This window comes from Pseudomonas sp. M2(2023), assembly GCF_030263955.1.
GTDB classification, from domain to species: Bacteria; Pseudomonadota; Gammaproteobacteria; order Pseudomonadales; family Pseudomonadaceae; genus Aquipseudomonas; species Aquipseudomonas asiatica.
The window spans coordinates 2,802,020-2,813,348 of record NZ_CP127114.1 but is presented as its reverse complement, the minus strand read 5'-3'; the positions used below and the strand labels follow the sequence as shown (position 1 = coordinate 2,813,348).

The 11,329-nt window shown below is 62.7% G+C and carries 13 protein-coding genes; 8 read left to right on the top strand and 5 right to left on the bottom strand.

The window, feature by feature from the left end:
• The first annotated feature begins 19 nt into the window (after positions 1 to 19).
• Genes QN085_RS13085 through QN085_RS13075 form a run of 3 tightly spaced genes read left to right on the top strand, consistent with a single transcriptional unit; the run spans position 20 to position 2,226 of the window.
• Positions 20 to 859: a universal stress protein gene (locus tag QN085_RS13085; protein ID WP_026014172.1), complete on the top strand. Its 840-nt coding sequence runs from the start codon at positions 20 to 22 to the stop codon at positions 857 to 859.
• Positions 859 to 1,218: a TraR/DksA family transcriptional regulator gene (locus QN085_RS13080; protein ID WP_003090764.1), complete on the top strand. Its 360-nt coding sequence runs from the start codon at positions 859 to 861 to the stop codon at positions 1,216 to 1,218. Before QN085_RS13085 ends, QN085_RS13080 begins: the two co-directional genes overlap by 1 nt.
• A 45-nt stretch (positions 1,219 to 1,263) precedes the next feature.
• Positions 1,264 to 2,226 (top strand): SdiA-regulated domain-containing protein, encoded by a 963-nt coding sequence (locus QN085_RS13075; protein WP_010794530.1) that lies wholly within the window; start codon positions 1,264 to 1,266, stop codon positions 2,224 to 2,226.
• Between the two features lie 45 nt (positions 2,227 to 2,271).
• Here QN085_RS13075 and QN085_RS13070 read toward each other — a convergent pair whose 3' ends face one another.
• A complete protein-coding gene (locus tag QN085_RS13070; RefSeq protein ID WP_285691390.1) occupies positions 2,272 to 2,460 on the bottom strand; it encodes a hypothetical protein in 189 nt (62 codons plus the stop codon).
• Between the two features lie 8 nt (positions 2,461 to 2,468).
• On the bottom strand, positions 2,469 to 2,969 hold the full coding sequence (locus QN085_RS13065) for a DUF4142 domain-containing protein (protein WP_013972651.1): 501 nt from the start codon (positions 2,967 to 2,969) through the stop codon (positions 2,469 to 2,471).
• A 152-nt stretch (positions 2,970 to 3,121) separates the two neighbouring features.
• Here QN085_RS13065 and QN085_RS13060 point away from each other — a divergent pair, with 152 nt between their 5' ends.
• Entirely contained in the window at positions 3,122 to 4,690 is a 1,569-nt protein-coding gene (locus tag QN085_RS13060; protein ID WP_023661655.1) for a sensor domain-containing diguanylate cyclase, read from the top strand.
• Positions 4,691 to 4,823: 133 nt separating this feature from the next.
• On the opposite strand, the gene QN085_RS13055 is transcribed toward QN085_RS13060, so the two are convergent.
• A complete protein-coding gene (locus QN085_RS13055; RefSeq protein WP_023661654.1) occupies positions 4,824 to 5,333 on the bottom strand; it encodes a GNAT family N-acetyltransferase in 510 nt (169 codons plus the stop codon).
• 17 nt (positions 5,334 to 5,350) lie between these two features.
• The gene (locus QN085_RS13050; protein WP_013972648.1) at positions 5,351 to 6,064 is read right to left on the bottom strand and encodes an MgtC/SapB family protein; all 714 of its coding nucleotides are present in this window, start codon (positions 6,062 to 6,064) and stop codon (positions 5,351 to 5,353) included.
• 396 nt (positions 6,065 to 6,460) lie between these two features.
• Here QN085_RS13050 and QN085_RS13045 point away from each other — a divergent pair, with 396 nt between their 5' ends.
• Positions 6,461 to 6,928, top strand: coding sequence for a sterol desaturase family protein (locus QN085_RS13045; RefSeq protein ID WP_023661653.1), 468 nt, complete (start codon positions 6,461 to 6,463; stop codon positions 6,926 to 6,928).
• A gap of 168 nt (positions 6,929 to 7,096) precedes the next feature.
• Here the strand turns inward: QN085_RS13045 and QN085_RS13040 are convergent, their stop codons facing one another.
• Positions 7,097 to 7,990 carry a bile acid:sodium symporter family protein gene (locus tag QN085_RS13040; protein WP_023661652.1) on the bottom strand — a complete coding sequence of 298 codons (894 nt, stop codon included), beginning with the start codon at positions 7,988 to 7,990 and terminating at the stop codon, positions 7,097 to 7,099.
• Between the two features lie 184 nt (positions 7,991 to 8,174).
• Between QN085_RS13040 and QN085_RS13035 the strand changes: the two genes are divergently transcribed.
• The 3 genes from QN085_RS13035 to QN085_RS13025 all read left to right on the top strand — a co-directional run bounded on the left by QN085_RS13035 (position 8,175) and on the right by QN085_RS13025 (position 11,324).
• The gene (locus QN085_RS13035) at positions 8,175 to 9,038 is read left to right on the top strand and encodes a Dyp-type peroxidase (RefSeq protein ID WP_013972645.1); all 864 of its coding nucleotides are present in this window, start codon (positions 8,175 to 8,177) and stop codon (positions 9,036 to 9,038) included.
• Positions 9,039 to 9,127: 89 nt separating this feature from the next.
• A complete protein-coding gene (locus tag QN085_RS13030) occupies positions 9,128 to 10,036 on the top strand; it encodes an aldo/keto reductase (protein ID WP_023663102.1) in 909 nt (302 codons plus the stop codon).
• 4 nt (positions 10,037 to 10,040) lie between these two features.
• Positions 10,041 to 11,324 (top strand): NTP/NDP exchange transporter, encoded by a 1,284-nt coding sequence (locus QN085_RS13025; RefSeq protein WP_024087142.1) that lies wholly within the window; start codon positions 10,041 to 10,043, stop codon positions 11,322 to 11,324.
• Positions 11,325 to 11,329 lie beyond the last annotated feature (5 nt).

Genomic DNA, 11,329 nt, shown 5'->3' with positions numbered 1-11,329 from the left:
CTCCCGCAAACGACCCCTAATTGCCTGTATCGACGGTTCCACCTCGGCTCCAGCTGTTTGCGACTACGCGGCCTGGGCCAGTCTGAGCCTGGAAGCGCCGCTGACCTTCCTGCATGTGCTGGATCAGCGCCAGTATCCGGTTGCAGCAGATTTGAGTGGCAACATTGGCCTTGGCAGCCGCGAGCACCTGCTTGATGAGCTTGCTTCCCTGGATGAACAGCGCGGCAAGTTGGCCCTTGAACAAGGGCGAATCATGCTTGCAGCCGCGAAAGAACGGGCCGTGAATGATGGTGTGCGCGCACCGGAGTCCAAGCAGCGACATGGCGATTTACTGGAGAGCTTGCAAGAGCTGCAAAGTGAAACGCGCTTGCTGGTTATCGGTCGCCAGGGCGAGTCTAGTGGCGGTCTGAGTCAGCATGTCGGAAGCCAGCTGGAAAGCGTTATTCGTATCATGCACCGGCCAATCCTGGTCACCCCGGCCAACTTCCAAAAGCCCAAGAGCGCGATGCTGGCATTCGATGGCGGCGCTACAACCCGCAAGGGTGTGGAGATGCTGGCAGCCAGCCCGCTGCTGAAGGGGCTGCCGATCCATCTGGTCATGGTTGGGCCCGTGAACGACGAAGCGTCCGCGCAGCTGGACTGGGCGCAGAAAGTGCTGATCAACGCCGGATTTACCGTTCGCGCTGAGACTCGGAGCGGTGAAATAGAACGTACCCTGCACGCCTATCAGAAAGAGCATGGCATCGATCTGCTAGTGATGGGGGCTTATGGACACTCACGTATCCGGCAGTTCCTGGTCGGCAGCACCACTACCAGCATGCTCCGTACCACCACCAGTCCGCTGTTACTGCTGCGCTAATGAGCCTGGACGACGCCCTCGATCTTGCCCATTTCAAGACCCTACTGGAACAGCGGGCTGCCGAGCTGGATCGATTGCTGGGAGACGCTGAGTCTCGCTCGCAATCGGTAGAGCTGGATCAAAGCAAGGTGGGGCGTCTATCGAGAATGGACGCACTCCAGCAACAAGCGATGAACGATGCGATCCGCAGTCGTGCACGGCATGAACGTGTCCGTCTCCAACTGGCCCTCAAGCGCTGGCACGAGGGCGACTATGGCTGGTGTAACCAATGCGGCGAGTTGATCGCCTCGGGCCGTCTGGAGTTCGATCCGGCCACGCCGTTGTGTATCACCTGTGCCAGCCGCGCCGAGTCGGGTTGAAACCATCACGGCTCGTGGCGTCAGTCTGATTTAACGAGGCTTCTAATGTATTTGATGGCTAAAAACTGGCTGGGCCGAACACGGAAAGTAAGTGTTTGGATGTGGGCGCTTGTATGCCTTGTGTTGCTCACCGTATTCCAAGTACGTACTCATCACCTTGATGATCGTCTGTACTTTTGGATCAAGACCCACTGGCACACAGACGATTGGCAGGAGCGCTCTGTGTGGCTGCCTGGCTATCGGGTTGAGCTGGATGCTAAGGCGGTTCCCGGTGTGGACAACAACCTTTCGGGCCTGACCTTCGATCCTGACCTAAATCTGCTGTGGGCGGTTACCAATGGCCCGAACGAGCTGCTGGCCCTCAGTCGTGACGGTGACGTGGAGCGACGTTACAGCCTGGATGGCTTCCACGACGTGGAAGCGGTGTCCTATGCCGGCAACGGTCAACTGGTCATTGCCGAAGAGCGGCGGCAGAGCCTGGTTATCGTGGATATCCCCATCGACGAATACGGTAAGCTTTCTCCTGATCGACCATTGAGCCTAGACCAGTATTCAGCGCTAACCTTGGCGCTTGGCAAGGAGGACAACAAAGGCCTTGAAGGGCTCGCCTACGACCTAAAAGGTGATCGTTTGTTTGTGACCAAGGAGCGTGACCCCCGGCAATTACTGGAAGTGAGCGGCCTTCGTGCCAGCCTGGAAGGAGGCGTTTCCCTGCACGTCCGCGACATGTCCAACCTAGTAAAAGACAAGGTGTTTGCCACTGACTTGTCTTCGGTTGTATTCGATCAACAGAGCGGCCATCTGATCCTGCTCAGCGACGAGTCGAAACTGCTGATTGAAATGACCGACGAGGGCAAGGTGGTGAGTTTCCGCTCCTTGGCGAGGGGGTTTGCTGGTTTGCTGAAAGGTATACCCCAAGCCGAAGGCGTAACCATCGACGATGAAGGGTATTTGTACGTGGTCAGCGAGCCGAACTTGTTCTATCGCTTTACCCGCGAGACAGATTGACCAGTCAACAAGCTACAGTCAGGCGTGGCCGGGACGCTTGAACTGTTAGCGTACGATTTTTTCCGAATTCTGCGGGCTCCCCTCCTGGATCAAACCGGCCTCCTGCAGGGTCTTGAGCATGCCGGCCACGGCTTTCTCGCCCCGGTAGTTGTCCAGCACTTCCTTGCCCAGCCCCTGGGGGTGAGCGTGCAACAGGCGAGTCAGCACTTCGGCTTTCAATGCATCGTTACTCATGGCGGGCCTCACTTGCCGTGTTTGGCCTGAAGCGCCTTGGCATGCTCCAGATGCTGTTCGAGCTTGGGCAGGGTTTCGCTGGCAAAGGCCTTCAATTCAGCCTTGTCGGAAGATGCGGCTTCCTTCTTGAACAACTCCACCGCCTTTTCGTGAGCGTCGACCTGGTTGTTGACGTAAGACTTGTCAAACGACTCCTCTCGCCATTCCAGGATCATTTTCTTGACCTTGTCGGTTATTGCCGCCTCATCGGGTACGGAGATGTCGAGCTTGCGAGCGATGTCGCCGAGTTTCTGATTGGCCTTGGTGTGGTCGCTGACCATCTGCTGGGCAAAGGTCTTGATTTCGGCATTCTGAGTTTTTTCCAGAGCCAGCTTGCCGGTGACCACTTCGGCAATACCGGCCTCGGTGGCCGCTTCGACGAAGTCATCGGAACTCGCCGCCATTGCCTGCACCGATGCCAAGCCCAACACCATGGAAAAACCGACACGCTTGATGAAAAGACTGCTCATGCTTCACTCCTTAAACCGTGGCGCGACCTCAGTGTCGCGTACGGTTGAGGGTGAATGGGGAGCAAAGGTTTAATCTTTTTCCTGGTCGGCTGCGCTCAGGTGATGCTGAACTATAGTGAAACGCGGCGAACGCGGTAAGGCTAGGGATTTCAATGTGCGCAGCCAGGAAACAGGATGAGGACGGGCTCTTCGCGATAACCGGCGAGGGCCGGGCCGTGGCGCTGTTCCGCCTGGTACTCGCGTTCATGCTGGTGGTGATGCTCGCCTTCGTCGTGGTGGAAGGTTGGCGCATCTGGCGCGACTACCGGCACGCCTTCACCAATGCCGAGAACATGGTCTCCAATCTGGCCCGGGCCACGGCGCAGCATGCGGAAGATGCCATCCGCCAGGTCGACGCAATTACCGCGGCTCTGGCCGAGCGCCTGGAAGGCGACGGCTTCGAGCACATCGACCGGCCGCGCCTGCATACCTTGCTGGTCCAGCAGAAAAGCATCATGCCGCAGTTGCACGGGTTGTTCGTGTATGGCCCGGATGGCAGCTGGATCGTTACCGACCAGGCGGTAGTCCCGCCCAATGCCAACAATGCCGACCGCGACTACTTCATCTACCACCGCGAGCATACCGACCGCAGGGTCCACATCGGCTCGGTGGTGCGCAGCCGTTCTACTGGCGACCTGATCATCCCCATTTCGCGGCGCCTGCAATACGCCGATGGCAGCTTCGCCGGGGTGTTGCTGGGCACCATCAAGGTGGACTGGTTCGTACGCTACTACGGCGACTTCAAGATCGACGAACGCGGCGCGCTGGTACTGGCCAAGCGCGACGGCACTATTCTGGTACGGCGGCCGTTCGTCGAACAGGTGATTGGCCGCAGCCTTAGCAGCAGCGAGATCTTCCGCAAGTACCTGCCGCATGCAAGCGAAGGGGTGGCCGAGGCGGTCGCCGTGGTGGACGGTACGCCACGGCTGTATGGCTATCGCGCGCTGGCCAGCTACCCGTTGGTGGTGGAGGCCGGCTTGTCGCGGGAATCGATCGTCGCGCCCTGGCGGCACGATGCGATCAAGTCGGTGGCAGTGTTGCTGCTGTTGCTGGTGGGGCTGGCAGCGTTTGGTGGTGTGGTGTTGCGCCAGTTACGCGAGCGTATTGTCATCGAGCGGGCGCTGCACCAGGCACACCAGACCCTCAAGGCCCTGGCACTGACCGACAGCCTGACCGGCTTGGGTAACCGCAGGCGGCTGGACGCAGTGTTCGAGCCGGAGCTGCGTCGGGCACGACGCCAGGGCTACTCGCTGGCGCTGGTGATGCTCGACCTGGATTACTTCAAGGCCTACAACGACCGTTACGGGCACCCAGCGGGCGACCAGTGCCTGCGGCGCTTTGCCGAGGTGCTGCAGCAGGCACTGAAGCGGCCGGCCGACCTGGCTGTGCGCTATGGGGGCGAGGAGTTCACACTGCTGCTCCCCGATACCGATGCCCGCGGGGCGGAGCTGCTGGTGCAGGAAGTGCAACAGCTGTTGCGGCGTCAGATGCTGGAGCATGCAGGTAGCCCACTGGGGCGGGTGTCGTGCAGTGCGGGGATTGCCGTGGGTGACCTGGCGCGGGAGGGGATGACGGCCGAGCGCCTGATGGCGGCAGCGGATGCGGCGCTGTACCAGGCCAAGCGTAAGGGGCGGGATGGGTATTGCCTGGCAGAACGTGCAGTGGTGGGCGTAGATGAATAAAGACCCTCGGTTGCCTGTACCGGCCCCATCGCCGGCAAGCCAGCTCCCACAGGGGATAGCGCATGGCTCGAGGCCGATGCGGTCAAGGTGGGAGCTGGCTTGCCGGCGATGGGCTGCAAAGCAGCCCCGGGGTCTAAATATCTAAGCCAAGGCGCATCGCACAACGGCCCTCAAGCCCATGGGCAAGCTCATCGGCCAGAATCTGCTGCAAGCGTGCATCCAGCAGCCCCTCACCGATCACCTCGAACCCCAACTGCGCATAGAACGGCGCATTCCATGGAACATCGGCAAAGGTGGTCAAGGTCAGCTCCCGCGCCCCCGCCTGGCGCGCCGCATCGGCCACCTGCTGCAGCAGCTTGCGCCCGACACCTTGCCCCTGGGCCTCCCGGCGCACCGAAATTTCATGAAGATGCAGCGCCTGATCCTCGAACCGGGCACAGGCAAACCCCAGAATGCGCCCATCCGGCCCCTCGGCCACCCAGCTCCCGCCAGCTTCGACAAATGCCTGATGGGTGCCGCAGTCCATCACATCTCCTTGCGCCAGCCATGCCAGCGCCGGCCGGGCGGCAAAGGCCTGGGCCGCCGAGCGTTCGACGCCCGGCAGCCATTGAATGTCTTGCTCAAGGGTAGGGCGAATGCGCATGATGAAGTCCTTTCGTTCTAGTCTGCCGCCAGCACCTGCGGCTGCAATTGCCAGCGCACCGAGCTTACACCTTTCTCCAGGCTGACCCGGCTGACCAACCGTTCCAGTTGCGCTGGTGCCTGCGCGGTGCCGAGCAGTTCGGCGCGCACTTCCAGGCGTGCGGGGTTCGCCAGGTCTTCGCTGTGCAGTGACTGCAGGCGCAGCTGCGGGTCGCCCAGGCTGTGCAACATCAGGCTGCGGACCTGGATCTCGTCCTCGGCGCGGCAGACGATGCGCACCTCGAAGTGCTGCTCCACCTCGCTGGCCGGCACCACTTCCTGGCGGTCCAGGCGCTGGGCAATGTCGCGCAACAGGATGTTGGCACACAGCACCACCAGGCTACCCAGCGTCGCTTCCAGCAGCAGCCCGAGGCTGCACAGCACGCCGACTGCGGCCGTGCACCACAACGTGGCGGCAGTGTTCAGGCCACGTACGTTGAACCCGTCACGCATGATCACGCCGCCACCCAGAAAACCGATGCCCGATACCACGTACGCGGCGATACGCGACGCATCGGTGGGCGCCATGCCCGGCACCGCCTGGGTCATCAGCACGAACAGGCAGGCACCGGTGCTGACCAGTGCATTGGTGCGCAGCCCGGTCAGGCGCTGGCGCAGTTGACGTTCGGCACCGATCAGCGCCCCCAGCAGCAGGGCGATGCTGACACGCAGCAGAAATACTTTCCAATCCATAGCAAACCTCTTCCACGGGCACACGCCCGCAAGAACGCCATCAGCTGGCGCGGTTGAAAAACCAGAAAATGCGCAGGACCACGAAGGGGGAGGAAGAAGAGGGGGATTACAAGAAACCACCGTCTTGCCAGGCCGGCCAGACAGTGCAGGACACTGCCGGACTAGCGCGCCACGTGGGCCTGTCGCATGCGACTGGGGCTACTGTCCAATGCAGGTCTCCTGTTCAGGGATGCAAAATTGCGCCGCGGACGTTACGCCCCGTGGCAGGCCAGGTCAAGGGCAAAAACATGACAATGGCTTCATCCGCAAGGGCCCGCAACCGGTCACGCCTGCATGGAAAAAAACGCGGGCAATCGGTACCCTTGCGCCTTCCCTTGCCATCCCCCGGACCGTTCCATGCTGTTCAATCTCGCCGTACTGTTCGGCACCCTGGTGGCCATGGAGGGCGTTGGCACGCTGGCTCACAAGTACATCATGCATGGCTGGGGCTGGTGGTTGCACCGCTCGCACCATGAGCCGCAACTGGGCATGCTCGAAACCAATGACCTGTACCTGGTAGCCCTGGGGCTGATCGCCACGCTGCTGATGGCTCTGGGCAAGGGTGGTTTTGCGCCCTTGCAGTGGGTAGGTGGCGGCGTGGCGGGGTACGGCGTGCTGTATGTCGTGGCCCACGACGGGTTCTTTCATCGGCATTGGCCACGCAAGCTACGGCCGGTCAACCGCTACCTCAAGCGCCTGCACCGCGCACATCGGTTGCATCATGCGGTGAAGGGGAGAACGGGGAGTGTGTCGTTCGGGTTCTTCTATGCACCGCCGTTGAAGGTGTTGAAACAGCAGTTGCGGCACAAGCGCAGCCAGTTGTGACAGCGACTGGCAGAGCAGCCCACGATGATGCAACTGCACATGACTCATTGAGTCAGCAGGGACCCTGTGGGAGCGGCTTCAGCCGCGAACACCGGCGCAGCCGGTGCCATGCACCGAGTTGGATTCTTCGCGGGTAAACCCGCTCCCACAGGGTACGTGGAAAGGCCCTCAATTCACCGTTTCACCCTTGGGCTGCGCCACCACATGCCCGCGGCTCACCCACCAGCCAAACGCCGCCGCGGTGAAGAACATGATAAGGCTGTACAGCGCCGCCGGCACTGCCATGGTGGCGTTGTTCAGCAGCGAAGGGCTCAATGCCAGGGCAATCGCCAAGGTGCCGTTATGGATGCCGATCTCCATGCCGATCGCAATCGCCTGGCGCTTGGGAATGTTCAGCAGGCGCGGTACCCAGTAGCCCACGCTCAGGCTCAGCAGGTTGAACAGCAGCGCGGCCAGGCCCACCACCGGCGCGTAGGCAACCACGGTCTGCCAGTCCTTGGCCAGCGCCAGGACGATGGTGAACGCCAGGAACAACGCAGCCACCAGCTTCATCGGCTTCTCCATGCGCGCGGCGAAGGCGGGTGCAAAGCGGCGAACCAGCATGCCCAGCGCCACCGGCAGCAGGACGATGGCAAACACCTGCATCACCTTGGCAAACTGCAGCGGTATGGCCTGGTCCGATGCCATGAACCAGCTCAGCGACAGGTTCACCAACAGTGGCATGGTCAGGATCGCGATCAGCGAGTTGACTGCCGTCAGGGTGATATTCAATGCCACATCGCCATGGGCCAGGTGGCTGAACAGGTTGGCCGTGGTACCGCCCGGCGAGGCGGCCAGCAACATCAGCCCCACCGCCAGCGCCGACTCCAGGCCAAACCCGTTGGCGATCAGGAAGCACACCAGCGGCAGCAGCAGGATCTGGCAAACCAGGCCTACCACCACCGGCTTGGGGTACTTCACCACGCGGGCGAAGTCGGCCAGGGTCAGCGATAACCCGAGACCGAGCATGATGATGCCCAGGGCCAGCGGCAGAAAAGCGGTGAGCAAAGGGGAGGCGGTCATGGGCGGTCTCTCGGGCGAAGGATCCGGTGGAGTGTAGGTCGGCCCTGATTGATAGCTAATCGCAAAACGCCAGCCCTTGGTAACCGTTTGTTACCAAGCGCAGCGGCCAGCGAGGCTGTATGCCGCGTTGCAGCAGGCCTGCAGGCGCAGTAGCATTCCTGTTTTTACCGAGGATTAGCCTGTCATGCCGTTCCAGCAAGGTCTGCTTGCCACCCCGGTGCCGGCCCACGCCCGTCACCTGTTCTTCTCCCTGCAGTCGCCCGAGGCCCTGCCTGCCGCCCTGGATGCCTTGCTGCCGCAGGTCGATGGCGAACAGTTGATCCTGGGTGTCGGCGCCCCGCTGGCCAAGGCCCTGGGCCGTGACGTACCTGGCTTGCGCGCCTTCCCCCAGCTGGATGCTGCCGTGGAGAACCCCAGCACCCAACACGCCCTGTGGCTGTGGCTGCGTGGCGACGAGCGCGGTGACCTGCTGCTGCGGGCCCAGGCCCTTGAGCTGGCATTGGCTCCGGCCCTGCGCCTGGCCGACAGCGTCGATGGCTTCCTGCACCGTGGCGGCCATGACCTGACCGGCTATGAGGACGGCACCGAAAACCCGGTGGACGAAGAGGCCGTGCAGGCGGCAATTGGCGCCGATGGCTCCAGCTTTGCCGCGTTCCAGCTGTGGAAGCACGACCTGGAGTACTTCAAGTCGCTGCCCCAGGCTGACCAGGACAACATCATCGGCCGGCGCCTTAGCGACAACGAAGAGCTCGACGACGCCCCCGAGTCCGCCCACGTCAAGCGCACGGCCCAGGAAAGTTTCGAACCAGAAGCGTTCATGGTCCGTCGTTCGGTGGCCTGGGCAGACCAACGGGGCGCTGGCCTGGCCTTCGTGGCCCTGGGCCACAGCTTCGATGCGTTCGAGGTGCAGCTGCGGCGCATGAGCGGCCTGGAGGACGGCATCATCGACGGCCTGTACCGCTTCAGCCGGCCACTGACCGGTGGATACTACTGGTGTCCGCCGATGAGCGAGACGGGTGTCGACCTGAGCCTGTTGCTGCAAGCCTGATCGCTAAACATCCAGATACAGAAACACCGGACGCAGCCGGGGGCAGCGGCTAGCCTTGAAAGTTTCCGCTTCATGACGGGAGCTTTTCCATGTACGCACGTCGTGATGTCCTACGTGCGGGTGCCACTTTGGGCTTGCTGGCCGCCAGCCCCTGGTTGCACGCCGCTGCCCCGGCGGGTTTGCTGACCCGCCAAGTGCCGAGCACCGGTGAAGCGCTGCCGGCGATCGGCGCCGGTACCTCCGGCAGTTTCGAAGTGCAAGCCGGTTCTGCCCAGTACCAGCAGCTGAAAGTTGTACTGCAGGCGTTCTTCGAAGGCGGTGGCCGGGTTATCGACACCTCGCCCAACTACGGCGGCGCCGACAGCATTCTCGGCCAGCTGCTGGAAGAGGGCGGCTGGCACCGGCAATGCTTCATTGCCACCAAGATCGCCGCCGACAGCCGGGCAGACGCCGAAGCGCAATGGGCCGGCAGCCTCGCGAGCCTGCGCACCGACAAGGTCGACTTGCTGCAGATCCACAACCTGCGCGACTGGCAGACCCAGCTGCCTTATGCCCGCGAATTGAAGCAGCAGGGCAAGACCCGCTATGTCGGCATCACCCATTACCTGAACAGTGGCCAGGACGAGGTAGCCCGCATCGTGCGCAGCGAGCCGCTGGACTTCATCCAGATCAACTACTCGGTCAATGCCCCCGACGCCGCCCGCGAACTGCTGCCGCTGTGCCAGGACAAGGGCGTCGCCGTGCTGGTCAACCGGGCGTTCGACGATGGCCGCCTGTTCGCCCGGGTGAAGGACCAGGCCTTGCCCGGCTGGGCCGCAGAGGCGGGTGTCGGCAGCTGGGCGCAGCTGTTTCTCAAGTTCGCCATCAGTCACCCGGCGGTGACCACGGTCATCCCCGCGACCAGCCGGCCCGAGCGCCAACTTGACCAGCTCAAGGCCGGGCACGGGCCGTTGCTGACCCTGGCGCAGCAACAGGCGCTGATCAAGCAGTTTGCCTGACACCATGGCAGCCTGGCGGCGGCGCCTGGACCAGGGGCTGAACATCCAGCCCGGCGAAGGGCCGGCGGTGATCGCCGGTTTGCTGCTGTTCTACCTGTTGTTCACTGGCTATTTCATGCTGCGCCCGGTGCGCGAAACCATGGGCGTCGCCGGTGGCGTGGACAACCTGCAATGGCTGTTCACCGGCACTTTCGTCGCCACCCTGGCGTGCCTGCCGTTGTTTGGCTGGCTGGCCTCCAAGGTGCAGCGCCGGTACATCCTGCCATGTACCTACGGCTTTTTCGCCAGCAACCTGCTGCTGTTCGCCGTGCTGTTTGCCCGCAATCCGGAAGCTTCATGGGCGGCGCGGGCCTTCTACATCTGGTTGTCGGTGTTCAACCTGCTGAGCATCTCGCTGGCCTGGAGCGTGCTCGCCGACCTGTTTTCCACCGCACAAGGCAAGCGCCTGTTCGGCCTGCTGGCGGCCGGGGCCAGCCTGGGTGGACTCAGCGGCCCCATCCTGGGCACGCTGCTGGTAGCGCCGCTGGGCCATGCCGGCTTGCTGTTGCTGGCCGCAGCGCTTCTTTTGGGCAGCATTGGCGCTACGTTGTACTTGCAACGCTGGCGAAAGCTCAACCTTCTACCGGCGCAAGCCGAGCGGGTGGATTCCCGGCCACTGGGCGGCAACCCGTTTGCCGGTGCCACTGCCGTACTGCGCTCGCCCTACCTGTTGGGCATTGCCCTGTTCGTGGTGTTGCTCGCCAGTGTCAGCACCTTCCTGTATTTCGAGCAGGCACGCATCGTCAGCCAAACCTTCACCGACCGTACCCGGCAAACCCAGGTGTTCGGCCTGATCGACAGCGTGGTACAGGCCCTGGCCATCCTCACCCAGGTGTTCCTCACCGGTCGCCTGGCACGCCGGCTGGGGGTGGGCGTGCTGCTGGTGGCGGTGCCGCTGGTGATGGCTGCGGGCTTCCTGTGGCTGGCACTGGCCCCGATGTTCGCCGGGTTCGTGGTGGTGATGGTGGTGCGTCGGGCGGGTGAGTACGCGCTGGTGCGGCCGGGGCGGGAGATGCTGTTCACCGTGCTGCCCGTCGAGGACAAGTACAAGGCCAAGAACTTCATCGACACCGTGGTTTACCGCGGCGGTGATGCGTTGAGTGGTTGGCTCAAACGCGCGCTGGACGTGATGGGCGAGTATCCGCAACTGGCGATGTTGATCGGTACGTTGATTGCCTTGGGTTGGGCGCTGACCGGCGGGGTGCTGGGAAGGCGACAGGCACGCCTGGAAAGCACATCGCGCGACTGACAGGC